Source organism: Rudaeicoccus suwonensis (assembly GCF_007829035.1).
GTDB classification, from domain to species: Bacteria; Actinomycetota; Actinomycetes; order Actinomycetales; family Dermatophilaceae; genus Rudaeicoccus; species Rudaeicoccus suwonensis.
In genome coordinates, this window is the sequence record NZ_VIVQ01000004.1 from 68,390 (window position 1) to 94,322 (window position 25,933).

The window sequence follows — 25,933 nt, forward strand, 5'->3', positions numbered from 1 at the left end:
CGTCACCACACGTGCCGGTACGGCGTGCTCAGCGGTCGCATCACGATGCCGGCGGGAGCGTCGACGACATACGGCAGCGCGTTGACCACGACACCACCCACGCTGTACTGCTCGGCGCCCATGCGTGAGTGGTCGTCCGGGTTCTTGGTCACCTCGGTGCGCAATGTCACGCACGGCTGACCGTCGATCTGGACCGTCCACATCCCTTGGTCGCCACCGAGGTGCGCCTCTTCGACGAACCAGTTGATGGTGAGCACGATCATCGGCGCGCCGCCGACGTGCCCGATCCACCGCCACCGTGTGTGGCTGACCGTGCCCTGCGCGACCAGGCCGGCGGGAAGCGTCAGATCGGTGGTCGCGGGCAGGAATTCGTGCGCGGTCGTGACCGCGTCCAGTCGCATGCCGAGCCGAGCGGCCAGCACCGAGACGGTCTCCTCGTACATCGGGTTCAGCGCAGCAGTCGGCCCCCAGGCCGGGTCGTTCGGATCGTTGTCGACCGAACCGCCGAAACCCAGCATCTCGAACAGGTAGTGCGGATTGCGGATCTCCGCAGCGTCGAAGCACTCGGTGATCCGGATTGTGTCGACCCGGCTGCACAGGCCGCTGGCGGTGGCAGCCAGTTGCTCGACCACCACGCCCGGGTTCATGCCCGCACCCATGAAGGACGCGTCGCCGTCGAGGCAGGCCTGGGCGATCCGGCGGGAGTGTTCCTGGTCCCAGTACGCCGGATTGCTGTAGCCGTTGAGACAGATGACGTTCTTGTGAGACTCCAGCAGGGGCACGAAGTCGTCGGTGTGGTCGGTGTACGGCTTGAGCATGCCGGCGTGCACGACCACATCGGCATCCAGGGCAAGGATCTGCGACAGGTCGTCGGTGGCGAGCACACCCGTCTCCGCGCGACCGGCCAGCAGACCGATGTCCTGGCCCACCTTCTGCGGGCTGTAGGTGTAGACGCCGACGACCTCGACGTCCGGATGGTCGATCATCGTCCGCAGCACCGCCCGACCCATCGCGCCGGTCGCCCACTGGATCGCCTTGTAGGTCATCTGAGGATTCCTCGTCTCGGGAGAAGGGTGCCGACCCTTGCCAAGCTGCCCTGGCGGCGGGTAGAAACGTTCCTTGGAACTACAGTTAGCAGAGTAACTGCGGTCCCGGTCCACGACAACAGCTGGGGAAGGAAATCCATGGGCAGCGTCGATCTGGCTCGCTTCGGGCTCAACCTCGTGATGACCGCCGGCGTTCTCGCCGTCGTGCTGGGGCTGGTCATGTCGATCTCGGTGAAGCGATCCGACCACTCGTTCATCGACATCTTCTGGGGTCCTGGCTTCGCCGTCGTCGCGGTCTGCTCCTACCTGATGTCGATCGGCACCGGCGGCTCGCAGGCGCGCCGGCTGCTGGTGTTGATCACCACCTGCGTGTGGGCGCTGCGCCTCGGCGGTTATCTGGCCCGCCGCAATCTGGGCAAGGGCGAGGACAAGCGCTACACCGCCTTCTTGCGCCACCAGACCGGCAACAGATATTTCTGGCTGATCCGCAACATCTACGGCAAGCAGGGTGTGCTCATGTGGTGCATCTCGGTGCCGGTGCAACTGGCGATGTACGAATCGCGGGGCCTGGGTGCGATCGAGGGGATCGGCTTTGTGGTCTGGCTGATCGGGTTCCTCTTCGAGTCCGTCGGCGACTGGCAGCTGTCCGGTTTCAAGGCCGATCCGGCGAACAAGGGCCGGATCATGGACCGCGGCCTGTGGGCCTGGACGCGACACCCCAACTACTTCGGCGACGCCTGCGTGTGGTGCGCGTTCTGGCTGTTCGCACTCGGCAGCTGGTGGGGTCTGCTCACGGTCTTCTCACCCGTCCTGATGGCGTACTGCCTGGTCTCGCTCGGGGGCAAGAAGCTCACCGAGAAGGGCATGCGCCGCAGCCGTGGCGCCGCCTTCGAGGCATATGCCGCCCGCACCAGCGGGTTCTTCCCACGCCCACCCCGGCGGGTCGACGACCTCACCTCGCCGTCGCAGCGCTGAGCACGCCGGCCCCTCGCACAGAAAGGCACGACCGCAATGCCCGAAGCTCTGGTCTACGACGCCATCCGGACGCCCCGTGGGCGCGTCCGGCGAACCGGCGGCACGCTGGCGGAAGTCCCGTCATACGAGCTGTTCGCGGGTCTGCTGCGAGAGTTCGTGCGCCGTGGGCTGCAGCCGGGCGAGGTCGACGACGTGCTTGCCGGCGTGAGCACCGTGTATGGCGAACAGGCCGGCGACCTCCCCCGGCTGGCGGTGATGTGCGCCGGCTGGCCGGACAGTGTGCCCGGCGGCACCGTGTCGCGGATGTGCACCTCCGGTCTCGACGCGATCGCCACGGGCGCGGCTCACATCCGGGCAGGTATGACGCAGCTGGTGGTCGCCGGCGGCGCTGAATCCATGTCGCGAGTCCCGATGTTCGCCGACCGGCCGGCGTTCGCGATCGAGGACGATCTCGGTGAGCGATCCGGCTTCGTGACGATCGGCGTGTCGGCCGACCTCACCGCGGCCCGATACGGGCTCACCCGGGACGAGCTCGATCAATGGGCACTGCGCTCGCACCAGCGATCCGCGGCGAGCCCGGTGTGGGAGTCGGTCATCCCGGTCACCGTCGACGCAGATGTGGTGCTGGCCGCCGACGAGGGCGCCCGGGCCGACACCACCCTCGAATCGCTGGCAGCTTTGGCTCCGTTGTTCACCGACGACCCGTTGTGGGATCGCGTCGAGCGACGGTTCCCGGGGTTCACCCGACCAGCCGTCGGGCTGCACACAGTCGCGACCGCACCACAGCTGTGCGACGGAGCCTCCGCCGCCCTGATCGGGGGCGAATCCGCCGAGGCAGCAGTCGGGCATGCCCCGATCGGGCGCATCGCCGGGTGGGCGCGCAGCGCGGTCCGGTCACCGGGACTGGACGGCACCGTCGAGGCCGCACGTCGGGCGCTGGCTGTGGCGGGCATCGCCCTGGAACAGGTGGACGTCGCGGAGTTCAACGAGTCGTTCTGCGTGACACCGCTGGTGCTCATCCGCGAACTCGGCATCGACTCCGAGAAGGTCAACATCCGCGGCGGCGCCGTCGCACTGGGGCACCCGCTGGGCGCCAGCGGCGGCATCATCCTGGCCAACGCGTTGGAGTTGCTCGGCCGCACCGGCGGACGCTACGCGCTGCTGGTCATCCCGGCAGCGCTCGGCGTCTCGATGGCGATGGTGGTCGAACGGTTGTGATCGCCCGAGCGTTCGTGATGGGTGGGCGGTTCGTGATGGCTGGGCGTTCGTGACGATCGCGCGCCCACGGACGCGCGACGCGGTCACGGCACCCGGCGCACGGCTCCCACGTCGGCGGAGGTGGCGAGCGCGGCATACGCACGCAGTGCCTTGCTGACCTGACGCTCGCGATCGGCCGGCTGCCACGGGCGGGGCGAGGCTTCCATCGCGGTGCGCCGACGGTCGAGTTCGTCGTCGTCGACCAGCACCTTCAGCGTCCGCGAGACCACGTCGATGAGGATCTGGTCGCCGTCCTGCACCAGCCCGATGGCGCCGCCCGCGGCCGCCTCCGGCGACACGTGACCGACGCACAGCCCGCTGGACCCACCGGAGAACCGACCGTCGGTCACCAGAGCGCACACCTTGCCCAGGCCGGCGCCCTTGAGGAAGGCCGTCGGGTGCAGCATCTCCTGCATGCCCGGGCCACCCGCAGGTCCTTCGTAACGCACGACGAGGACCTCGCCCGGCTGCACCTTCTTGCCGAGGATCACCGACACGGCCTCCTCCTGCGACTCCACGACCCGAGCCGGGCCTTGGAAGTGCCACAACTCCTCCTCGACGCCCGCGGTCTTGATGATCGCGCCGTCGGTGGCGAGGTTGCCGCGCAGGACCGCGAGGCCGCCCTCGACGGTGTAGGCGTGCTCGAGGTCGCGGATGCACCCGTCCGCCTGGTCGGTGTCGAGATCGGACCAGCGGTTCTGCGTCGAGAAGGGTTCGACCGTGCGCACGCCGCCGGGAGCTGCGTGGAACAACTCGATCGCTTCTTCGGTGGCCGACCCTGAGCGGACGTCCCAGTCGTCGAGCCACTGCTCCATCGACGGCGAGTGCACGGTGTGGACACCGTCCTCGAGCAGCCCGGCGCGACGGAGTTCGCCGAGTATGGCGGGGATGCCTCCGGCGCGGTGCACGTCCTCCATGTGGAAGAACGAGTTCGGCGCGACCTTGGACAGGCACGGCACGCGTCGGCTGATCGCGTCGATGGTGGTCAGGTCGAAGTCCTTGACCTCACCCTCCTGGGCGGCGGCCAGAATGTGCAGCACGGTGTTGGTGGACCCGCCCATGGCGACATCGAGCGCCATGGCGTTGCGGAAGGCCGCGGTCGTGGCGATGTTGCGCGGCAGCACCGAGTCGTCGTCCTCGCCGTAGTAGCGCTTGGCCAGCTCGACGACGGTGCGCCCCGCGCGCTCGAACAGCGCGCGGCGCGCGGCGTGGGTCGCCAGGGTCGAGCCGTTGCCGGGCAGCGCCAGACCGAGGGCCTCGGTCAGGCAGTTCATCGAATTCGCGGTGAACATCCCCGAGCAGCTGCCGCAGGTGGGGCAGGCACTGCGCTCGACCTCGTCCAGCGCCTCGTCACCGACGTTGTCATTGGCCGACGCCGAGATCGAGGTGATCAGATCCGAGGACGGGTGGACGACGCCGTCGACCGACACTGTCTTGCCGGCCTCCATCGGGCCGCCCGACACGAAGACCGTCGGGATGTTCAGCCGCATCGCGGCGTTGAGCATGCCCGGGGTGATCTTGTCGCAGTTGGAGATGCACACCAGCGCGTCGGCGGTGTGGGCGTTGACCATGTATTCGACCGAGTCGGCGATGATCTCGCGACTGGGCAGCGAGTAGAGCATGCCGCCGTGACCCATGGCGATGCCGTCGTCGACGGCGATCGTGTGGAACTCGCGAGCCACCCCGCCGGCGGCCTTCACCTGCTCGGCGACGATCTCGCCCATGTTCTTGAGGTGCACGTGGCCCGGAACGAACTGTGTGTACGAATTCGCAATGGCCACAATGGGTTTGCCGAAATCGCTGTCGGTCATTCCGGTGGCTCGCCAGAGCGAGCGGGCGCCCGATGCTGCGCGGCCGACGGTGGTGGTGCGGGACCTCAGAGCTGGCATCGCACCAGTCTACGAGAGTGTCCGAACTATGGGACTGCTATCCCATCAGGCGGAATCGTCGGCGCGAGCGGTGTGCACGGCGACGACCCGGCCGGTGCCCGCGGACAGCTTGGACCACGGCACGTCGACCTCGATGACTGCGGCCGTGCACGTGGGGAAGCCCGACTCGACGGCGCGCGTAGCATCGTCATACGGCTGGCCCTCGCTGAGCACTGCGGCCAGGCCGGGTATGCCGGGTGAGTGGCCGACGAGCACGACCGTGCGGGCGTGACCGGCCTCCTCGCGCACCACCGACAACAGTGTGTCGACGGACGCGTTGTAGATCCGCTGGTCGTGCGCGACCAGCGCGCCCTCGCCGCTGGCGGCGACGATCGCTGCCCAGGTCTCACGGGTGCGGACGGCGGTGGAGCACAGCACGACGTCGGCGACGATGGTCCGCTCGCGCAGCCAGTGGCCCAGCGCGGTGGCGTCGGCGATGCCGCTGTCGACGAGCGGTCGCTCGTGGTCGGAGCCGTCGGGTGCGGCGGCCTTTGCATGCCGTATGACGACGAGTCGGCGGGGTGCGGAGCTCATGTGCGAAGCATGTCAGCCTGCTGTGACGATCGGTCGGTCGGGCGTCGTCCGGCCGTCGCGTTGCGGCCGCTTCGCGAGCGTTGACCTGGCGGCAGATGTCGTTATGACGGCCTCAGAAGGACACCTTCTGCCAGGTCAACGTGGGAAAAGCGGTCACGCGACGATCGCGCGGGTCACTCGCCACCGACCGCGACGACGTGGCGCAACTCCTCACCGGCCGCGAAGGCCGTCAACTCGCGACGCAACAGCGCGAGGGCCCGCGGCTCGAATGCCGTGCTCGCGCCACCCACGTGCGGGGTGACGAGCACACCGGGCGTGTGCCACAACGGGTGGTCCGCAGGCAACGGCTCGGGGTCGGTGACGTCCAGTGCCGCCCGCACCCGGCCACTCGCGCAGGCCGCGATCAGTGCCTCGGTGTCGACCACGCCGCCGCGGGCGACGTTGACCACCAATGCGTCGTCCGGCAGCGCTGCGAGGAACTCCGCATTCACCAGACCGCGCGTTGCGTCGGTCAGCGGCACGATGAGGAAGACCACCTCCGCGTCCGGCAGCAGAGTGGCCAATTCGTCGATTCCGTGCACCGATTCGACCAGTTCGTCGCCCGCGCGTGCTCGTGAGGCGACCGCCGTGACGTGCGCTTCGAAGGCCAGCAGTCGTCGCGCGATCGCGTGACCGATCGCGCCGTACCCGATGATCAGGCAGCGACGGTCGGCCAGCGAGGGGCGACCCGCCATACGTAACCAGTCGCCGTCGTCCTGGGCGTGCACCGCCTGCGGGATCCCCCGCTGCGACGCGAGCGCGAGGGTGACCGCGAGTTCGGCGGTCGACGTGTCGTGAATCCCGTGGCCGTTGGCCAACTGCACACCCGGCGGCAGATAGTGCAGGGCGTGTTCGTAGCCGGCGGTGACCAGTTGCACCGCGCGCAGCCCCGGCACATCGGCCAGCCGGGCAAGGATCGTCGGCTTGCTCAGGTATGGCGGCACGACCACGTCGATGTCGCGACGTGGCGGATCGCTCTTGAAATCCCAGACGACGAATTCGCATCCGTCGATGTCGGCAAGTTCGTGGGCCCAGTTCTGCTGCGGGACGGAGACGATCGCCATGGTCATCGACCGTAGCAACCGCGACTGAGACGACTTCTGCCGCGCACGATGTCGTCATCGTGCGCGGCAGAAGCAGGGTCGCTGAGAGCGAGTGGGGCCGAAGCCGGTACCCGTCAGGACGTGAGTTTGGCCAGGATGAGTTCGCGCGCCTTGGCCGCGTCGGCCTGGCCCTTCATCTCCTTCATCACCTGTCCGATGAGGGCGCCCGCAGCGTTGAGCTTGCCCTCGCGCACTTTGTCGGCGATGGGGCCGTTGGCCGCGATCACCGCGTCGACGGCGGCCTCGAGCGCGCCGGTGTCCTGCACGAGTTCGAGCCCGCGGGCGTCGGCCACGGCCGTCGGCGAGCCCTCGCCGTCGATCACTCCCTCGAGCACCTGGCGGGCCATCGAGTCGTTGAGACGGCCGCCTCGCACCATGCCGTCGAGTTCGGCGATGTATGCCGGTGTCACGCCGAAGTCGTCGACGCTGCGCCCTTCGACATTCGCGCGACGCGCGAGCTCACCGGTCCACCACTTGCGGGCAGCGGCCGGGGTCGCGCCTTCGGCCACGGTCTGTTCGATCAACTCGAGCGCGCCGGCGTTGATGACATCGCGCATCTCCAGATCGCTGTAACCCCAGTCGGATTGGAGTCGCTTGCGCCGCTGGGCGGGAGGCTCGGGCAGGGTGGTGCGCAGCTCCTCGACACGCTCGCGCGCGGGCGCGACCGGCACCAGATCGGGCTCCGGGAAATACCGATAGTCGTCGGCGTCGGACTTGGGCCGGCCCGAGGTGGTGATGCCGGTGTCCTCGTGCCAGTGCCGGGTCTCCTGGGTGATGTTGTGCCCGTCGTTGAGCAGCGCCGCCTGGCGGCTGATCTCGTAACGGATCGCGCGCTCGACCGAGCGCAGCGAGTTGACGTTCTTGGTCTCGGTGCGGGTGCCGAAGGCGTCGGCATCCTTGCGCATCAACGAGACGTTGGCGTCGCAGCGCATCGAGCCCTGCTCCATCTTCACGTCGCTGACGTCGAGGGCCTTGAGCAGATCGCGCAGCGCGGCGACATACGCGCGGGCCACCTCAGGTGCGCGCTCCCCTGCACCGACGAGCGGCTTGGTCACGATCTCGATGAGCGGGATGCCAGCACGGTTGTAGTCGACCAGGGAGTATTCCGCGCCCTGGATCCGGCCGGTGGATCCACCGACGTGCAGCGACTTGCCGGTGTCCTCCTCCATGTGCGCGCGCTCGATGTCGACGCGGAAGGTGGACCCGTCGGCCAGTTCGACGTCGAGATAGCCCTCGAACGCGATCGGCTCGTCATACTGACTGGTCTGGAAGTTCTTGGGCATGTCCGGATAGAAATAGTTCTTCCGGGCGAACCGGCACCACTGCGCGATCTGGCAGTTCAGCGCCAGCCCGATGCGGATCGCCGACTCCACGGCCGTCGCATTGACCACCGGCAGCGCGCCGGGCAGCCCCAGACAGACCGGACACACCTGGGTGTTGGGCTCGGCCCCGAATCCGGTCGCGCACCCGCAGAACATCTTGGTCGCGGTGCCGAGCTCGACGTGCACCTCGAGTCCCATCACCGGGTCGTATGTCGCAAGCGCCTCGTCGTAGTCGACCACTGCGTCGGCCATCACATTCCTGCCTTCCCGGCGAGTGCCGGCGCTTTGTCGAGGATCGGTCCGCCCCACTGCGCGAGCAGGGCGGCTTCGAGTGCGGCGCCGACTTCGTAGAGCCGCTCGTCCTTGGCCGCAGGGGCCAGGATCTGGAAGCCGCTGGGCAGACCGTCCTCGTCCGCGAGACCGTTGGGCAGCGACATGCCCGGCACCCCGGCCAGGTTCGCCGGGATCGTCGCGACATCGTTGAGGTACATCGCCATCGGATCGTCGAGCTTCTCGCCCAGCTTGAACGCAGTGGTCGGTGCGGTCGGCGTGACCAGCACGTCGGCCTGCTCGAAGGCGCGCTCGAAGTCGCGCGCGATCAGGGTGCGGACCTTCTGCGCCTGCCCGTAATAGGCGTCGTAGTAACCCGCCGACAGGGCGTAGGTGCCCAGGATGATGCGGCGCTTGACCTCGTCGCCGAAACCGGCGTCGCGCGTCGCGGCCATGACCTGCTCGGCGCTCGGGCTGTCGACACCCTCCGGCCCGACCCGCAGGCCGTAACGCATGGCGTCGAACTTGGCGAGGTTCGAGGACGCCTCGCTGGGCAGGATCAGGTAGTACGCCGCCAGACCCTTCTCGAAACTCGGGCAGCTGACCTCGACGACCTCTGCACCACGGTCGACCAGCAGCTGCACGGACTGGTCGAACAGCTTCTTGATGCCGGGCTGGAATCCCTCGCCGGAGATCTCTTTGATGACACCGATCTTCATGCCGGAGACGTCGGCGCGCGTGGCCGCCTCGACCACCGGCGGGACCGGCGCGTCGATGGACGTGGAATCCATCACGTCGTGTCCGCCGATGACCGCGTGCAGCAGGGCGGCATCGAGCACCGATCGGGTGCACGGGCCGGCCTGGTCCAGCGAGCTGGCCAGCGCGATGAGGCCATAACGCGAGACACCGCCATACGTGGGCTTGGTGCCGACGGTGCCCGTCACTGCGGCGGGTTGGCGGATCGAGCCACCGGTGTCGGTGCCGATCGCTAGCGGCGCCTCGAAGGCGGCGACCGCGGCGGACGAGCCTCCGCCGGATCCACCCGGGATGCGCTCCAGATCCCACGGGTTGTGGGTCGGTCCGTATGCCGAGTGCTCGGTCGAACTGCCCATGGCGAATTCGTCCATGTTGGTCTTGCCCAGGATCGGCATGCCGGCGGCGCGCAGGCGGGTGACCAGGGTGGCGTCATACGGCGGGACCCAGCCCTGCAGGATCTTGCTGCCGGCCGTGGTCGTGAGGCCCTTGGTGACCACGACATCCTTGACGGCGATCGGCACGCCGGCGAGAGGTCCGAGCGACTGGCCCGCGGCAAAGGCATCGTCGACCGCCCTGGCAGCAGCCAGGGCACCCTCTGCGTCAACTTCGAGGAAGGCGTGAACAGCACTGTCAACACTGGCGATTCGGTCGAGGTGCGCCTGAGTCACGGCGACCGAGGTGGTCTCGCCGGAGGCGATCGCGGCAGCGATCTCGGCAGCGGTGGATCGGGTGTAGTCGGTCATCGGTGCGTCTTCACTCACTCTTCGTCCAGGATGCGCGGCACCGCGAAGCGGCCGGCTTGGGCATGCGGTGCCGCTGCGAGCGCCGCGTCCGCGGTCAGGCTCGGGCGCACCTCGTCGGCGCGGGTCACGTTGACCAGCGGCAGCGGGTGCGACATCGGCGGGATGTCGTCGGCGGCGATTTCACCGACTGTGGCCACGAAGCCGACGATCTGGTCCAACTGGGCGGCGAGCTTGTCCAACTCGGCGTCGGACAACTGGATTCGGGCGAGCATGGCGACGTGGGCGACCTCGTCGCGGGACAGCGCAGACATGCTCGAAAGTCTATGGGCAGCCGGCCGGGGCGCTGACCCCGATGGGGCTTGTCCCCGTGCGGACGGCGCCGGCTTGCATCTCAGTCGCCGAGTGCTGCGCGCACCAGCATCGGGTTCGGGTTGGTGTGCGGGGTGCCGTCGATGACGACCGTCGGCACGACCTCGTTGCCGTTGTTGACACTGCGCACGTATGCCGCAGCGTCCGGGTCCTCCCAGATGTTGCGCCACTGCGCCTTGTCGCCGCGTTTGCCCACGATGCCTTTGAGACTGGAACAATACGGGCAGCCCGGCCGCCAGAAGATCGTCACGTCACTCGCACTCATGGGCAGGTCAACACGTTCGCCCGGTGCGGCATTCCGCGGCCGGAAGTGGTAGAAATGCATTTAGATAGCTTTTCTAACTTAAGGAGGAAGCATGCCAGGCATCACCATCTCCTCGGCGTACGGCGCCGGCGGGGAGCAGGTCGCACCGTTGGTGGCGGAGCAGTTGGGCTTTCAACTGCTCGACCGCGCGATCAGCGCCAAGATCGCGGCCGATCTCGACGTTTCGGTGAACGAGGCCGAGGAGGGCGAGCGGAAACGGACCTTCGCCGACCGATTCTTCGCGGCCCTCGCGCCGATGGCGGACACCGTCGTCGGAAATCAGGATTTCGCGATCAGCGATCCGACGGAGTTCCGCCGCGAGGCCGAGAAGATCATGAACGAAGCCCTCACCGACGGCGCCGTGATCCTCGGCCGCGCCGGTGCCTCGGCCCTGCACGACAACAAGGAGATCTTCAAGATCCGGCTGTATGGCGATCCGGACGAACGCGTCGCCTGCGCAGTGCGCTATATGGGCGTCGACGAAGAGACCGCTCGCCGACAGATGCCCGCGGTCGACCGGGCCCGCGCGAAGTACACCCACCACCTCTACGGCCGCGACATCGACGACCCGCGCTTGTACGACCTGCAGGTCAACACTCCCGCACTCGAACTCAACGAATGCGCCGACATGATCGTCGCGGCATACCGCGCGATCGTGGCCGCGCGCGGCAAGCGCACTGCCGACACCGTCACCGCCGACAGCTGACGCCGCACGCCGCCCGCGCCGTCAGTCCTCCTGCGGCGCGGGCGCCGGACCGTCCTGCAACAACTGCACGAAGCCGGCCTCGTCCAGGGTGGGCACGCCGAGTTGCTCGGCCTTGTCCGCCTTGGAGCCGGCATTGGCGCCCAGCACCACGTATGACGTCTTCTTCGAGACCGAACCAGCCGCCTTTCCGCCCCGCGACAGGATCGCTTCCTTGGCCTCGTCCCGGGAGAACGCCTCGAGCGAGCCGGTCACCACGACGGTGAGCCCCTCGAGAGTCTGCTCGATCGACTCGTCGCGCTCGTCGGCCATCCGCACGCCGTCCTGTGCCCAGCGCTGCACGATCTGCTCGTGCCAGTCGACCTCGAACCACTCGATCACGGCCTGCGCGATGATGTCGCCCACGCCGTCGGTCGCTGCCAACTGCTCACGGGTGGCGGCACGGATCGCGTCCATGGATCCGAACTCCGCGGCCAGCGCACGTGCCGCCGTCGGGCCGACATGGCGGATCGACAACGCGACGATGACGCGCCACAGCGGCTGCTGCTTGGCGGCCTCGAGGTTGTCAAGCAGTCGAACACCGTTGGCGGAGAGGATTTTTGCGTCATACACCTCGTCTTCGGGGTCGGTCTTCTTGGCGGCGCGGGTGTAGACCGGCACCCGCGACAGCTCGCTGCGGGTCAGCCGGAACAGCGTGGACTCGTCGCTCAGCACGCCGGATTCGAGCAGCCCGATGGCGCCTTCCCAGCCCAGTGCCTCGATGTCGAACGCACCGCGGCCGGCCAGACTGAACAACCGCTCGCGCAATTGCGACGGGCAGGTTCGCGCATTCGGGCAGCGGATGTCTTTGTCGCCGTCCTTTTCGTATGCCAACTGTGCGCCGCAGGCCGGGCAGTGCGTCGGCATCACGAACTCGCGCTCGCTGCCGTCGCGCAGGTCGACGACGGGGCCGACGATCTCGGGTATGACGTCACCGGCCTTGCGCAGCACCACCGTGTCGCCGATCAGCACACCTTTGCGCTTGACCTCGAAGGCATTGTGCAACGTGGCATTGGCGACCGTTGAACCTGCGACGACAACCGGCTCCATGACGCCGTACGGCGTGACGCGGCCGGTGCGGCCGACGTTGACCGCGATGTCGAGCAGCTTGGTGTTGACCTCCTCCGGCGGGTACTTGTAGGCGATCGCCCACCTCGGCGCGCGCGAGGTGGCACCCATCGCTCGCTGCACCGCGATCTCGTCGACCTTGACCACGACCCCGTCGAGCTCGTGTTCGACGGCGTGCCGGTTGGCACCCGCCCACTCGACATAGGCCTGCACTTCGGCGGCCGTGCCGACCACCCGCGCGTGTGTCGTGACGGGCAGGCCCCAGGCGCTCAACAGCTCGTAGGCCTGCGACTGCCGCTCGATCTCGAACCCGCGACGCGCACCGATGCCGTGCACGAGCATGCGCAGCGCTCTGCCGGCCGTGACCCGCGGGTCCTTCTGCCGCAGTGACCCGGCGGCGGTGTTGCGGGGGTTGGCGAAGGGCGCCTTGCCGGCCTCGACCAGGTCGGCGTTCAGCTGCTCGAAGTCGGCCATTCCCATGAAGACCTCGCCGCGGATCTCGACCAGCTCGGGCAGGTCGTCACCGTGCAGCTGCTCCGGAATGCCTTCGATGGTGCGGACATTGGAGGTGACGTCCTCCCCCGTCGTGCCGTCGCCGCGAGTCACTCCGCGCACCAGACGGCCGTTCTCGTAGAGCAGGTTGATCGCCAGGCCGTCGATCTTGAGCTCGCACAGAAAGTGCAGCTCGGCACCCCCGGCATCGCGCTCTACACGAGCGATCCACGCAGCGAGTTCTTCGGCGGTGAAGACGTTGTCGAGGCTGAGCATGCGCTCGACATGGCGCACCGCGGCGAAATCGGTGTTGAACGACATACCGCCCACCTGCTGGGTCGGACTGTCCGGCGTGCGCAGGCCCGGATGGGCATCCTCGAGGTCGTTCAGCCGGCGGACCAGCACGTCATACTCCCCGTCGCTGACCGTCGGAGCATCCTTGACGTGATACGCGAACTGATGAGCGCGCACCTGTTCGGCCAGGTCGGTCCACTCGTGTCGGGCGTCGGCCGGGATGTCGGTCTCAGTCACGCCGCCATCTTCTCGCACACCACCGACAGGTCACTGTCACCTGCCACTGCGAGCCACCTCGGTGAGTGCGGTGTCGAACCGCCGCGGCGAGTGCCGCGTCGATGTCCACGACCCCAGGACCGACTCGCCGCATCGGCGACTTCCGCGACGACCCCACGAACAAGCCGCCGCATCGGCGACTTACGGGTGACGCACGTGACCAACTCGCCGCATCGGCGACTTACGGGTGACGCACGTGACCAGACAGACCAGTGTGACGGAAGTGGCACACAAATTGACCGCATCGGCGACTTTCGTTCGGACCTGAGACCACGAAGTGACAGACCTTCACCCTCAGGATCCGCGGTGAATGCACACCCCACACGACTCAGCGACAGTTCGGCGGAGGTGGGCCATCGTCGGGCAGCGGCGGCAGACCGAGACGCCTCAAGGCATCCACCACCCAGTCACCCTTGTCCATCGAGTAGCGCAGCGGATCGACGACTCCCGCGTCGATAACCCGCTTCTTCACTGCCGCGTAATCGAATCGGAGCGTCGGATCCGTTCGCAGGGCCGCGGCGAACCCGCGTTGCGTTGTCGCTTCGTCCGAACCGGCGACGACGACGTGAATATGAACGAAGTGGGCGTTCCCGTCGTCATCCGTCACCGCGCCAAGAAGAAACGGACGCTCCGCCCGAGATCCGCGCGCATGACAGAGACCGAGGCCCTCGAGCGCGGATGTCGCCGGAGATATCTCACCGACAGACTGCGGCAGGACCATCACATCGACGGTGTTCTTGCCGGCGAGTCCGGGCACCGACGTGCTCCCGATGTGTTCGACACCGGCTCGTGGATGCACCCCGATGATCTGGTCGCGCACGAAACCGAAGACTTCGCGCGTGACGGGGTCCCAGTTTCGAATCTGTACCTCTGTGCGTCGGTAGGCGGCCCACTGCATGAAGCCAGTCTGCGGTCGGTACCACCGCAGATCAAGGATTGGGACAAGACGAATTGGACTGCCACTTATGCCGATTCGTCGTTGAGGAACTGGGCGCCCTGCAGCGTCAGTCGTTGGATCGCGAGCGCCTGCGCGGGGCTGCGACCGGCCAAACCACACGCCGGTGTCACGACCACCTGGCCTAGCAGCTCGTTGCCGAGACCGACCCGGCGCCACATCTCCACGAAAGGACCGAGCGCCTCTCGCGGATGCCGAGCGGCCGAATCGGTCGGTATGACGCCGGCCCAGATCCGCCGACCACTCTCGACCAGTTCAGCAATTCCGTCCCACTGGCCGGCCCGCAGCAAAGACACGTCGACGGCGGGCTCCAGCTCTGGGACATCACGCACCAGTGGCAGTGGCACATCGGGCGCACAACAATGCAGCACCAGCGAATCCGTAATCCCAGCAACGGCATTCACGACATACGTCAATGCGTCGCGCACCACCGAAACCTCGACCGCGCGCGTCCGCCCGAACCCCGAAGCGGTCGGCAAGCGGCCCGCCAACACCGCCGGCAGACCGGGCTCGTCCAGTTGCAGCACGATCTGCGCACCAGGCACGAGCGCACGCACTGCCGCAACGTGCGATGCAGCGCCGTCCGCGAGCGATTGCACCAGATCACGAGTCGCCCCAGCGTCGGTCACGACTCGCTCACCACGCGGCAGCCACATCGACCCTGCGAGCGTCCACGGACCGCACACCTGCAGCTTCAGCGGGCCGTCGTACCCGTCATACGCCTCGGCGAGCTCGTCGAGATCCTCCCGCAGGTAGGCGCGCCCGCGAGCAGCATCCCGCCCGGACCCGTCGGCGAGCCGCCACCCCGAAGGCTGCAGATCCACCGGTAACTCGGTGAGGTGGGATGCCGCGCGCCCGATCAGGTCGGCGCCCGGCCCTCGGGCGGGCAGCTCGGGCAGATACGGGATGCCCTCGCCGACGAACAAGTCACGCACCTGACGCACCGCATCGCGGGCTCCGGTGCCAGGCAGCGAGCCGACTCCGGATGCCTGAACACCACTCATGAACAACAGCCCGAATCCGTTGGCGGACAGAAGCTCCCAGACGTCACGAAGCGACCCTTGCCGACGATCGATCGGTGCCGGTGATCGTCGCCGAACCGATGACGCGCGTCCCGTCATACAGAACGACGGACTGCCCGGGCGAGACGCCGCGCGTGCGCTGCCGGAGGCGCACTTCGACGCTGTCACCGGTGGCGGTGGCGACGGCAGGGATCTCTTCGCCGTGCGCGCGCAGCTGGGCACCGACACGCACCTCACCCGCGGGCGGCGGACCGCACCACCGGGTGTGATCGCCACGGACGATGTCGACCCCGAGCAGATCCTCGGTGCCCACGACGACGGTGTTGGTCGACGGCTGCACATCGACCACGAAGCGTCGGGCACCATCAGCGCGCGGCACCTTCAGCCCCAGCCCACGCCGCTGCCCGACGGTGTAGGCGAAGGCGCCCTCGTGCCGACCGACGACCTCGCCGTCGGTGTCGACGATGTCACCGGGCTGCTCGCCGAGCCGGCGTGTGAGCCACCCCTTGGTGTCACCGTCGGCGATGAAGCAGATGTCATGGCTGTCGGGCTTCTTGGCGACCGAGAAGCCGCGCTCGGCCGCCTCCTGCCGGATCTGCGGCTTCGTGGTGTCCCCGAGCGGGAAGAAGGACCGGGCGAGCTGATCGGCATCCAGCACCCCGAGCACGTACGACTGGTCCTTGGCCATGTCGACCGCGCGGTGCAACTCGCGGCGGCCGTCGCGCTCGACGATCTGGGCGTAATGACCCGTGGCAACAGCGTCGAAGCCGAGTGCGAGCGCCTTGTCCAGCAAGGCGGCGAACTTGATGCGCTCATTGCAGCGCAGACACGGGTTCGGCGTGCGACCGGCGGTGTATTCGGCGACGAAATCGGCGACGACGTCCTCCTGGAAGCGCTGCGCCATGTCCCAGACATAGAACGGTATGCCGACCTTGTCGGCCACCCGTCGCGCATCACCCGCGTCCTCGATCGTGCAACAACCACGGGCGGATTCGCGCAAGGTGGCAGCCGACTGCGACAGCGCCAGGTGCACGCCCACCACCTCATGACCGGCGTCGACCATGCGGGCTGCGGCGACAGCCGAGTCCACTCCCCCGCTCATCGCGGCGACGACCCGCATCAGCGACCGGCTCCGGTTGCGACACGCGCCCGTTGCGCCCGCTCGACCGCCGCGGGAAGCGCGTCGAGGAACGCAGCCACGTCGGCCTCGGTGGAGGTGTGACCCAGGGTCAACCGCAACGCGCCACGCGCCTGCGACTGCGGGATCCCCATCGCAAGCAGCACATGGCTCGGCTGCGGCACCCCGGCCTGGCACGCGGAGCCGGTCGAGCATTCGATGCCCGCAGCATCCAGCAGATAGAGCAGCGAGTCACCGTCGCACCCCGGAACTCGCAAGTGCACATTGCCCGGCAGGCGCTGTATGACGTCACCGGGCTCGTGCGGGCCACTGACTTCGATACCGTGGCCGATGGCCAGCGCACCGCGAATCACCTTGTCGCGCAATGACATCAGCTGCTGCTGGGTGGCGAGAAGGTTCGCAGCGGCGTGCTCGCATGCAACGGCCAGTCCGCGGATGCCCGGCACGTCGAGGGTGCCGCTGCGCAACTGTCGTTCCTGACCGCCGCCGTGAGTCAGCGGCACCAGCTTCACATCGCGCCGGGCGAGCAGCACCCCGACTCCGAGCGGACCACCGAACTTGTGGCCGCTCAGCGACAAGAGGTCGGCGCCGCTGGCAGCGAAGTCGACCGGCAACTGGCCGACCGCCTGCACGGCATCGGTGTGGAACGGGATCTCGAATTCGTGCGCCACCGCGGCCACGTCGGCGACCGGTTGCACTGTGCCGACCTCGTTGTTCGCCCACATCATCGACACCAGCGCCACCGATTCGGGATCACGCTCGATGAGTTCACGGACTTGCGACGGGTCGGCCCGACCGAATGAATCGACCTCGATCCAGTCGACGGTCGCACCCTGCGTGGCGACGAGATATTCGACCGGGTCGAGCACCGCGTGGTGCTCGACAGCGCTGACGATCAACCGTGTGCGGCGCGGATCCTGCGCGCGGCGCTGCCAATAGGTGCCCTTGATCGCGAGGTTGTCCGACTCGGTGCCGCCGGAGGTGAAGATCACCTCAGAGGGTCCGCAGCCAAGGGCTCCGGCGATGATCTCGCGGGATTCCTCGACCACTCGACGGGCAGCCCGACCGGCGGTGTGGAGCGACGATGCGTTGCCGGCGACAGCGGACTGCTGCGCCACCGCGGCGATCACCTCGGGCAACGCAGGCGTGGTGGCCGCGTGGTCGAGGTAGTGGTGTTCTGGCACCGGTCAAGCCTACGCGCCGATCCAACTGGCGCCCCATTCGCCGGATTTGTCAGACTTGCGGGTGCCACCTGGCACATCGCGAGAAGGAGATTCATGAAGCACTACCGGCCCGTCACCGTCGCCGCGGCAGCAGCGACCCTGGTCCTCGCCGGCTGCAGCTCCAGCGGATCCCGCTCAGCGGCGTCATCCGCATCGCCGTCCGTCACACCTCCCGCGACCTGCTCCTCGACGCCCGCTGCGGCATACAGCTCGACCCCGATTGCGTATGGCGCGCAGGCCGCCATCGGCACCGGTGGTCCGCTCGGGGTCAGCATCGGCAAGCCCGCCGTCACGGCAACGGCTGCCGGCAAGGCCGGTTTCGAGATCGTTCAGGTGCCCGTGCGGGCAGCCGTCATCACCAATGGCACCTTCGCTGTCGACCAGACACAGGTCGAGTTGGTCGACGGATCGGGGCACTCGTGCTCGCAGCCGAGCGTGAACACGTTGCCGCAGGGTTTCAGCGCGCTGACCATCGACGAGAGCAAGCCGGGCTCAGGCTCGGTGGCTTTCCTCGTCCCGCGCGGCGCCGATCTGAGCCGTTACAAGGTGCTGTACCTGCCGGCAGCCGGCTCCAAGACCGCAGCTGCGGAGTGGACGGCCACCGCAGCGTCCCCGTCGGTTGCCACTCCCACCGGCTGCGACGGCGGAACCGCCAGGGTGAGCACCAGGGGCGCTACCGACAGGTCGTTCGGGTCGAGTGCGACCGTCGGCGACTCGACGGTCTCGCTGTCGATCAACGCGGGCACGCCCACCCGCCGCAAGTTCACTCCCGGCACGACCCAGCCGAACAACGTCGATGCGCTGGCCATCTCGCTGAAGGTCACTGCGTCCGGCGCCGACGGCTTCGTCGAGCGTTCGCAATTCGCTCTGGTCGACGGCAACGGCAACGTATGCCGCTATTCGCAGCTCGGCAGTCAGGGTGAAAACCTCACGAGCGCGCTGATCAAGAAGGGCCGCACGGGCAGCTACACGATCGTGTTCTGGGTGCCGAAGACCGCGAAAGTCAGCGGCTTGAAGTTGCTCTACACGCCGTCGTCGGCGACCAAGGCGACCATCGTGTGGTCCGGCGGTAAGACGCTCGCCCCGCTCTCGTGACAACAGTCGACGCCGGGCGGATATTGCCGCCCGGCGTCGACTTCAGAACCACGCGTTGTCGAGAGCGCGTCAGCCCTTCGCGGCCTTGACCGCGTCGTTGGCCTGCGGCAGCACGGTGAACAAGTCGCCGACGACGCCGAAGTCGACGAGTTCGAAGATCGGCGCCTCCTCGTCCTTGTTGATGGCGACGATCGTCTTCGAGGTCTGCATGCCGGCCCGGTGCTGGATGGCGCCGGAGATACCGCACGCGACATACAGCTGCGGCGACACCTGCTTGCCGGTCTGACCCACCTGGTTGGAATGCGGATACCAGCCGGCGTCGACCGCGGCACGCGAGGCGCCCACGGCAGCGCCGAGGGTGTCGGCGAATGCCTCGACCGGTGAGAAGTCACCACCGGTGCCGCGACCGCCGGACACCACGATCTGCGCCTCGGTCAGCTCCGGCCGCCCGGACTTCGCCTTCGGCTGGGTGTCGGTGATGCGCGCCGCCTTGGCCAGATCGGACACGGTGACCTCGACCGGCACGACCGTCGCGCCGGCCTGCGAGGCCTGCGGCGGAGTGGTGTTGGGCTTCACGGTCACGATCGCGGTGCCCTTGGTGACCTTCGCCGTGACGGTGTAGTTGCTCGCGAACGCCGACTGCGTGGTCTGCACTGCGCCACCGTCACCGGCCTGCACGTCCGTCGCGTCGGTGATCAGGCCGCCCTCGATCTTGACCGACAGGCGTGCAGCGGCCTCCTTGTTGACGCCGCTGGTCGGCAGCAGGACCGCTGCCGGGGACGACTGCTCCACGATCGCAGCCAGCGCCTCAGCGAGCGGGGCCGCGAGCGCACCGGTCACATCGGCGTTGTCGACGACGTAGACCTTTTCGGCGCCGAACTGCGCCAGCCTCGGACGGGCCGCCTCGGCGTTGCCACCGATGAAGACCGCGGACGGTTCGCCGATGCGACGTGCGAGGGTGAGCAGTTCGGCGGTGTTCTTCTTGACCTGACCATCGACGTGGTCGACGAGGACCAGAACCTCAGCCATGTTGAATCTCCTTGGTATCGAACGACGTCGGGCTCAGATGAGCTTTGCCTTGGACAGGAACTCGGCCAGCTTGGTGCCGCCGTCACCTTCGTCCGTGACGATCTCGCCCTGTTCACGCGGGGGGCGGGCGGTGAAGGTCTCGACAGCGGTCCATGCGTTCGCCAGACCGACCTGGCCGGCGTCGACACCCAGGTCGGCCAGCGACCAGGTCTCGACCGGCTTCTTCTTGGCGGCCATGATTCCCTTGAACGAGGGATAGCGCGGCTCGTTGATCTGGTCGGTCACCGACACCAGCGCCGGCAAACTCGTCTCGATCGTCTCGGATGCCGCATCGTTGTCGCGACGCCCCTTGACTTGGTCGCCGCTGATCTCCAGCGTCGACAGCTGGGTCGCCTGCGGCAAGCCCAGACGCTCCGCCACCATTGCCGGCACGACGCCCATCGTGCCGTCGGTCGAGGCGAGGCCCGTCAGCACCAGCTCGGGCTTGCCGTCGGTGATCTTCTTGATCGCCTCGGCCAGCACCAGGGAGGTCGCAGGGGCATCAGAGCCGTGCAGCGCGTCATCCAGCACGTGCACGCCCTTGTGAGCACCCATCTGCAGCGCCTTCTTGATCGCTTCGGCCGCGTCGGCCGGTCCGATGGTCAGCACGGTGACCTCACCGTCGCCGCCCTCGGTCAGCTTCAGAGCTTCCTCGACTGCGTACTCGTCCAGCTCCGACAGCAGGCCGTCGATGGCCCGGTCGGTGGTGTTGTCTTCAGTGAACGTGCGGTCGCCCTGAGCGTCCGGCACGTACTTGACACAGACCACGATGTTCATGTGTCGATCGTCCTTTTCGATGGTGCGAACTGTTGTCAGGTGAAGCTTCCCGATCGCGTATGACGCGGGCCCCAGCCATGCTACCGGTGAGTAACAAACGCTGGATCGGGTGGTTCGGTGCAGCGGCGCTCCGGGCGAACAGCACCGCAGGTCAGCGGCCTTCGAATACAGCCTTTCCCGGTCCCTGTTCAACGAACGACGTCATGCCCGTTGAACGGTCTTTCGTTGCGAACAGCGATGAGAACAGCATGGATTCGATGGCCAGACCGGTCTGCAGGTCGACCTCGAGACCCCGATCGATGGCTTCCTTCGCGGCGCGCAGCGCGAACGACGGGCCTCCGACATACGGCCGGACCAGCGCGAGAGCTGTCTCCAGCACCTGACCGGGCTCGGCGAGGCGATCGACGAGTCCGATCTGCAGCGCCTCGTCGGCGTCGACGAAGCGGCCGCTGAAGATGATGTCCTTCGCCTTGGCCGGGCCGACCAGCCGGGACAGACGCTGGGTGCCGCCGGCACCGGGGATGATACCGAGCAGGATCTCGGGCTGCCCCAGCTTGGCGTCGCTTGCGGCAACGCGGAAGTCGCACGTCATCGCCAGCTCGCAACCGCCGCCGAGGGCGTAACCGGCGATCGCTGCGACCGTGGGCTTGGGGATACGCGCGATCGCGGCGAAGCACTCCTGCAGCCGAGTGGAGCGCGACACCATGTCGGTGTACCCCAGCTGCTGCATCTCCTTGATGTCGGCGCCCGCGGCGAAGACCTTCTCGCCGCCGTAGACGACGACGGCGGCGATGGAGTCATCAGCGCCCGCATCGATCGCTGCGTCGCGTAACGCTTCCTGAATCTGCGCGTTGAGTGGGTTCATCTTCGGCCGGTCGATGCGGATGACACCGATGCCGTCGGTGACCTCCAGCGAGACGAACTCGCCGTAGGACGAACTCACGCTTCGCCGTTCGCTTCCGGTGCCGGCTGCTGGATGGCGGGCGGCTCGGCAGAGGTGGCAGCGTGCGGACCGTCGCTGGTGACCGCCCGGTGCCACAATTGAACTGCCTGCAGCACCATCTGGGTGGTCGACTGCACGAGCTGCTTGACGTCGTCGTGCTGGGAGACCAGGTGCTCGCCGGTGACCACGAGGGTGCCGTTGGCGATGCCTGTCTTGATGATGTTGAGGCTGAGGGTGACGTCATTGGCCGCGAGCAGGTGCTTCAGGACGTCCTGCGGGAGGTCTTCGGTGATCTGCCACTGGCCGAAGATGCGCATCATCGCCGGCTCACCCTCCATGCATCGCACGAAGAGCTGCTGGCCCTCGACCTTGAAGCTCACATCGCCGTCGGTGTCGATGTCGGGACGGAATCCCTCGTCCTGCAGAACGTCCAGCACGCGACCGCGCAGCGGGCTCTCACCTGCGGGCGGAGGGAAGTTGGGGATGGAAGTCGGATCAGTCATGTGAGCCACGCTACTTCACCGTTACATAGGCTGTCCGCCATGCCCATCCAGGCCACGGCCGCCGCTCGGCGCTCCCTCGACGACCCACCGCCGCTCGGCGCCACCATCGACTCCGACGGCACCGAGTTCAGCGTCTTCAGCGCCTCGGCAACAGCCGTCGACGTGTGCCTGTTCGACGACGCCGGAGCCGAGATCCGCGTGCCTCTCACTCCCCACGCGCACGGCATCTGGGCCGGTCACGTGGCGGGTGTCGGCGCCGGCCGGCGCTATGGCTTCCGCACCGACGGACCGTGGGCGCCGAGCGCCGGTCACCGCCACAATCCGGCCAAGTTGCTGCTGGATCCCTACGCACGCGGCATCGTCGGCGACGTGCAGTGGCGTCCGGAGGTTTTCGGCCATGTGGTCGACGAACAGCTGTCCGGTGACGGGGATGTGCGCGACACACGGGACTCTGCGGCATACGTGCCGCGCAGCGTCGTGGTCGGCAACGGATTCGACTGGGGGGTCGACCGCCCACTGCGTACGCAGTGGGATCGCACGGTGATTTACGAGACGCACGTGCGAGGGCTGACCCGGCAACTGAGCTCCGTGCCCGACCATCTGCGCGGCACGTATGCCGGGCTCGCGCATCCCGCGACGATCGCGCATCTGCAACAGCTCGGGGTCACCGCCGTCGAACTGCTGCCGGTGCATGCGTTCACGTCCGAGCCACGGCTCGTGCAGCACGGCCTGGTGAACTACTGGGGATACAACACACTCGGGTTCTTCGCGCCGCACGGCGGGTATGCCGCAAGCGTAGATCCGCAGGAGCGCATCCATGAGTTCAAGGGCATGGTCAAACTGCTGCACGCGGCGGGCATCGAGGTGATCCTCGACGTCGTCTACAACCACACGTGCGAGCAGGGCGCCTCCGGTGGAGCAACCCTGTCGTGGCGGGGCTTGGACAACGCGACCTACTACCGGCTCGACGAGCGGGGCAACGACGTCGACGTAACCGGGTGCGGCAACACCCTCGACATGCGTCAGCCGGTGCCCATCCGGATGGTGCTGGACTCGTTGCGTTACTGGGTGAGCGAGATGCACGTCGACGGTTTCCGCTTCGACCTGGCGCCGGCGCTGGCCCGCGGGCTGGACGACGCCTTCCACCCCGACCACCCGTTCCTGATGGCGTTGCGGACGGATCCCGTGCTGGGCCAGGTGAAGCTGATCGCCGAGCCGTGGGACGTCGGCTCGCACGGCTGGCGGACCGGTCAGTTCCCGGCGCCCTTCGCCGAGTGGAACGACCGGTTTCGTGACACCGTGCGCGACTTCTGGCTCGGCGACGTCGCCGCCGACCTCGCCGGGCACCCCGGCCACGGGGTCAGCGATCTGGGCACCCGGCTGGCGGGATCACGGGACCTGTTCGGATCTCGGTCACCCATGTCCTCGATCAACTTCGTCACGGCTCACGACGGCTTCAGCCTCGCCGACCTGACGGCATACAGCCGCAAACACAACGGCGCCAACGGCGAGGGCAACCGCGACGGCAGCGACAACAACCGGTCGTGGAACTTCGGCGTCGAGGGCCACGAAGGTGCGTCCGCGGAGACCGAGAAGCTGCGCCGACGCGCGATCCGCAACCAGTTGGCCACCCTCGTGCTCGCGTGCGGTGTACCGATGCTGACCGGTGGCGACGAGTTCGGCCGCAGTCAGCGCGGCAACAACAACGCCTACTGTCAGGACAACGACATCAGTTGGTACGACTGGTCGTTGGAGCAGTGGCAGCGAGATTTGGTCGAGACCACCGGCTTTTTGGTGGCCTTGCGGGCCGCGCATCCTGTGTTGCGGCAGCGCACGTTCTTCCCCGGTGAGCCGACCGACGGCGACGCGCTGGCTGCCCTGCACTGGCACGGCATCGACGGCTCGATCCTGACCGCCGAGCAGTGGAACGACGGCACCACACGCACGGTGCAGGTGGTCTTCGACGGCGCCGATGTCGGGGACGACCGGTTGCTGCTGGTGCTGCACGGCTCGGCGCACGACAGCGTTGTGACCCTTCCGGCGAACACCGGGGTGACGCACTGGGAACTGATGTGGGACAGCGGCTGCGAGCGACCGGATGCTGTGGACAGCCGCACCGTCTCGGTCGGCGAGGCGCTGCCGGTCGAGGCGGCGTCCTTCGTCATACTGCGCGGGGTCGGTTCCGACATCGACTGATCCCGCGACATTCGACGCCAGGGCTGTCATTGGCGCCCTGGCGTCGAATATCGCCGGTCAATCGCGCGCCGGTCAATCGCGCAGCAGGTCAGTCGAGCTGGCGCGTCGCCACCAGGTTGCGGTACCACTCGAAGCTGGCCTTGGGCGTGCGCTTCTGCGTGCCGTAGTCGACATGGACCGCGCCGAACCGCTTGGCGTAGCCCTCTGCCCACTCGAAGTTGTCCAGCAACGACCACAGGTAGTAGCCGCGCACGTCGACGCCCTCGCCACGAGCGGCAGCCAGCGCAGTCAGGTGAGTGCGCAGATACTCGATGCGGTCCTGGTCGTCGATGCTGCCGTCCGACCGCACCTCGTCGACGCTGGCACGACCGTTTTCGGTGATGTAGATCGGCGGTAGACCCGGGTAGGTGTCCTTCAGCCAGTGCATCAGCCTGTTCAGCCCGTCGGCGTCGATCGGCCAGCCCATTTCGGTCAACGGTTCGCCGTCCGGGATCACCAGCTTGGCACCGATGTCATCGGCAGTGCGACGCGAGGCATCCGGCTCGTCATTGGGCACGGCCTTGACGTTGCTCGGGAAGTAGTAGTTGACGCCCAGGAAGTCCAGCGGTGCCCCGATCGTGGCCAGATCACCGTCGCGGATCCACCCGAAGTCGCTGAGCTCGCCCCACGTCTGTCGCGCGAGCTGCGGATAACGACCGGCCAGCACCGGGTCGGTGAACAACAGGTTGCTCAGCAACAGAGACCGATCGGCGGCCGCCACATCAGCCGGATCATCCGAAACAGGTTGCACCGGTTGCAGATTGAGCGTGATGCCGATCTGGTTCTTGATGTCTGTTGCGCGCAGCGCGGCCAGAGCGAAACCGTGCCCGAGCAGCAGGTGGTGCGCCGCCGCGAGGGCGCCGTCACCCTCCTTGGCACCGGGCGCGTGACGCCCCTCGGCATACCCGAGGATCGAGGAGCAGAACGGCTCGTTCAGGGTGATCCACCGGTGCACCCGGTCACCGAGGTGATCGTGCACGAGTGCGGCGTAGTCGGCGAACCGGTGGGCGGTGTCGCGGTTGCGCCAGCCTCCGGCATCCTCCAGCGCCTGCGGCAGGTCCCAGTGGTAGATCGTCGCGCATGGGTCAATTCCGTTGTCCAGCAACGAATCCACCAGGCGGTCGTAGAAATCGAGACCGGCTTTGTTTGCTTCTCCGGCGCCGTCGGGCTGGATCCGCGGCCAAGCGATCGAAAAGCGATAGCTGTCGAGGCCGAGTCGCCGCATGAGCTCGATGTCCTCGGGGTAGCGGTGATAGTGGTCGCACGCGACATCGCCGGTGTCACCACCGACGACGGCGCCGGGCGTGTGGCTGAACGTGTCCCAGATCGAGGTGCCGCGGCCGTCCTCGTCGACTGCCCCCTCGATCTGGTATGACGCTGTCGCAGCGCCGAAGACGAAGTCGGCGGGGAACTGAACACTCATTGATTTCACTCTCTTTCACAAATGCATAGGTGT

At 67.6% G+C, this 25,933-nt stretch carries 23 protein-coding genes; 5 read left to right on the forward strand and 18 right to left on the reverse strand.

Annotated features, from left to right (window positions below; genetic code table 11):
* Window positions 1-2 precede the first annotated feature (2 nt).
* Window positions 3-1,046, reverse strand: a complete 1,044-nt coding sequence (locus tag BKA23_RS16050; protein ID WP_145230348.1) for an NAD(P)H-dependent amine dehydrogenase family protein — start codon at window positions 1,044-1,046, stop codon at window positions 3-5.
* A 138-nt stretch (window positions 1,047-1,184) separates the two neighbouring features.
* Between BKA23_RS16050 and BKA23_RS16055 the strand changes: the two genes are divergently transcribed.
* The gene (locus BKA23_RS16055; protein ID WP_145230350.1) at window positions 1,185-2,021 is read left to right on the forward strand and encodes a DUF1295 domain-containing protein; all 837 of its coding nucleotides are present in this window, start codon (window positions 1,185-1,187) and stop codon (window positions 2,019-2,021) included.
* Window positions 2,022-2,057: 36 nt separating this feature from the next.
* Entirely contained in the window at window positions 2,058-3,239 is a 1,182-nt protein-coding gene (locus BKA23_RS16060; protein ID WP_145230352.1) for a thiolase family protein, read from the forward strand.
* Window positions 3,240-3,322: 83 nt separating this feature from the next.
* Here the strand turns inward: BKA23_RS16060 and ilvD are convergent, their stop codons facing one another.
* The 7 genes from ilvD to BKA23_RS16095 form a co-directional block, all read right to left on the reverse strand.
* A complete protein-coding gene (gene ilvD, locus BKA23_RS16065; RefSeq protein WP_145230354.1) occupies window positions 3,323-5,167 on the reverse strand; it encodes a dihydroxy-acid dehydratase in 1,845 nt (614 codons plus the stop codon).
* Window positions 5,168-5,212: 45 nt separating this feature from the next.
* Window positions 5,213-5,740, reverse strand: a complete 528-nt coding sequence (locus BKA23_RS16070) for a SixA phosphatase family protein (RefSeq protein ID WP_145230356.1) — start codon at window positions 5,738-5,740, stop codon at window positions 5,213-5,215.
* A gap of 173 nt (window positions 5,741-5,913) precedes the next feature.
* Window positions 5,914-6,843 (reverse strand): 2-hydroxyacid dehydrogenase, encoded by a 930-nt coding sequence (locus BKA23_RS16075; protein WP_342783626.1) that lies wholly within the window; start codon window positions 6,841-6,843, stop codon window positions 5,914-5,916.
* Window positions 6,844-6,956: 113 nt separating this feature from the next.
* Window positions 6,957-8,456 carry an Asp-tRNA(Asn)/Glu-tRNA(Gln) amidotransferase subunit GatB gene (gene gatB / locus BKA23_RS16080; protein WP_145230360.1) on the reverse strand — a complete coding sequence of 500 codons (1,500 nt, stop codon included), beginning with the start codon at window positions 8,454-8,456 and terminating at the stop codon, window positions 6,957-6,959.
* The gene (gatA, locus tag BKA23_RS16085; protein WP_145230547.1) at window positions 8,456-9,973 is read right to left on the reverse strand and encodes an Asp-tRNA(Asn)/Glu-tRNA(Gln) amidotransferase subunit GatA; all 1,518 of its coding nucleotides are present in this window, start codon (window positions 9,971-9,973) and stop codon (window positions 8,456-8,458) included. The genes gatB and gatA overlap by 1 nt, the downstream gene beginning before the upstream one ends.
* A gap of 14 nt (window positions 9,974-9,987) precedes the next feature.
* The gene (gene gatC / locus BKA23_RS16090) at window positions 9,988-10,284 is read right to left on the reverse strand and encodes an Asp-tRNA(Asn)/Glu-tRNA(Gln) amidotransferase subunit GatC (RefSeq protein ID WP_145230362.1); all 297 of its coding nucleotides are present in this window, start codon (window positions 10,282-10,284) and stop codon (window positions 9,988-9,990) included.
* 80 nt (window positions 10,285-10,364) lie between these two features.
* Window positions 10,365-10,607, reverse strand: a complete 243-nt coding sequence (locus tag BKA23_RS16095) for a glutaredoxin domain-containing protein (RefSeq protein ID WP_145230364.1) — start codon at window positions 10,605-10,607, stop codon at window positions 10,365-10,367.
* Between the two features lie 91 nt (window positions 10,608-10,698).
* Here BKA23_RS16095 and BKA23_RS16100 point away from each other — a divergent pair, with 91 nt between their 5' ends.
* Window positions 10,699-11,352 carry a cytidylate kinase-like family protein gene (locus tag BKA23_RS16100; RefSeq protein ID WP_145230366.1) on the forward strand — a complete coding sequence of 218 codons (654 nt, stop codon included), beginning with the start codon at window positions 10,699-10,701 and terminating at the stop codon, window positions 11,350-11,352.
* A gap of 21 nt (window positions 11,353-11,373) precedes the next feature.
* Here BKA23_RS16100 and ligA read toward each other — a convergent pair whose 3' ends face one another.
* The 5 genes from ligA to BKA23_RS16125 form a co-directional block, all read right to left on the reverse strand.
* The gene (ligA, locus tag BKA23_RS16105) at window positions 11,374-13,479 is read right to left on the reverse strand and encodes an NAD-dependent DNA ligase LigA (RefSeq protein WP_246104705.1); all 2,106 of its coding nucleotides are present in this window, start codon (window positions 13,477-13,479) and stop codon (window positions 11,374-11,376) included.
* Window positions 13,480-13,846: 367 nt separating this feature from the next.
* Complete coding sequence (locus BKA23_RS16110) at window positions 13,847-14,416, reverse strand: GrpB family protein (protein ID WP_145230370.1); 570 nt, start codon at window positions 14,414-14,416, stop codon at window positions 13,847-13,849.
* 65 nt (window positions 14,417-14,481) lie between these two features.
* Entirely contained in the window at window positions 14,482-15,477 is a 996-nt protein-coding gene (locus BKA23_RS16115) for a uroporphyrinogen decarboxylase/cobalamine-independent methonine synthase family protein (protein WP_145230372.1), read from the reverse strand.
* Window positions 15,478-15,520: 43 nt separating this feature from the next.
* Complete coding sequence (gene mnmA / locus BKA23_RS16120; RefSeq protein ID WP_145230374.1) at window positions 15,521-16,615, reverse strand: tRNA 2-thiouridine(34) synthase MnmA; 1,095 nt, start codon at window positions 16,613-16,615, stop codon at window positions 15,521-15,523.
* Entirely contained in the window at window positions 16,615-17,817 is a 1,203-nt protein-coding gene (locus tag BKA23_RS16125; protein WP_145230375.1) for a cysteine desulfurase family protein, read from the reverse strand. Before BKA23_RS16125 ends, mnmA begins: the two co-directional genes overlap by 1 nt.
* A 93-nt stretch (window positions 17,818-17,910) precedes the next feature.
* On the opposite strand from BKA23_RS16125, the gene BKA23_RS16130 reads away from it, so the two are divergent.
* Window positions 17,911-18,951, forward strand: a complete 1,041-nt coding sequence (locus tag BKA23_RS16130; protein WP_145230378.1) for a DUF4352 domain-containing protein — start codon at window positions 17,911-17,913, stop codon at window positions 18,949-18,951.
* A gap of 69 nt (window positions 18,952-19,020) precedes the next feature.
* On the opposite strand, the gene BKA23_RS16135 is transcribed toward BKA23_RS16130, so the two are convergent.
* The 4 genes from BKA23_RS16135 to BKA23_RS16150 all read right to left on the reverse strand — a co-directional run bounded on the left by BKA23_RS16135 (window position 19,021) and on the right by BKA23_RS16150 (window position 22,242).
* The gene (locus BKA23_RS16135; protein WP_145230380.1) at window positions 19,021-19,980 is read right to left on the reverse strand and encodes an electron transfer flavoprotein subunit alpha/FixB family protein; all 960 of its coding nucleotides are present in this window, start codon (window positions 19,978-19,980) and stop codon (window positions 19,021-19,023) included.
* 33 nt (window positions 19,981-20,013) lie between these two features.
* Window positions 20,014-20,796 (reverse strand): electron transfer flavoprotein subunit beta/FixA family protein, encoded by a 783-nt coding sequence (locus tag BKA23_RS16140; protein ID WP_145230382.1) that lies wholly within the window; start codon window positions 20,794-20,796, stop codon window positions 20,014-20,016.
* A gap of 151 nt (window positions 20,797-20,947) precedes the next feature.
* Window positions 20,948-21,739: an enoyl-CoA hydratase/isomerase family protein gene (locus tag BKA23_RS16145; RefSeq protein ID WP_246104706.1), complete on the reverse strand. Its 792-nt coding sequence runs from the start codon at window positions 21,737-21,739 to the stop codon at window positions 20,948-20,950.
* Window positions 21,736-22,242: a hypothetical protein gene (locus tag BKA23_RS16150; RefSeq protein WP_145230384.1), complete on the reverse strand. Its 507-nt coding sequence runs from the start codon at window positions 22,240-22,242 to the stop codon at window positions 21,736-21,738. Before BKA23_RS16150 ends, BKA23_RS16145 begins: the two co-directional genes overlap by 4 nt.
* 39 nt (window positions 22,243-22,281) lie before the next feature.
* Here BKA23_RS16150 and glgX point away from each other — a divergent pair, with 39 nt between their 5' ends.
* On the forward strand, window positions 22,282-24,438 hold the full coding sequence (glgX, locus tag BKA23_RS16155) for a glycogen debranching protein GlgX (protein WP_145230386.1): 2,157 nt from the start codon (window positions 22,282-22,284) through the stop codon (window positions 24,436-24,438).
* 88 nt (window positions 24,439-24,526) lie between these two features.
* On the opposite strand, the gene BKA23_RS16160 is transcribed toward glgX, so the two are convergent.
* The gene (locus tag BKA23_RS16160; protein WP_145230388.1) at window positions 24,527-25,900 is read right to left on the reverse strand and encodes a GH1 family beta-glucosidase; all 1,374 of its coding nucleotides are present in this window, start codon (window positions 25,898-25,900) and stop codon (window positions 24,527-24,529) included.
* Window positions 25,901-25,933: the final 33 nt, after the last annotated feature.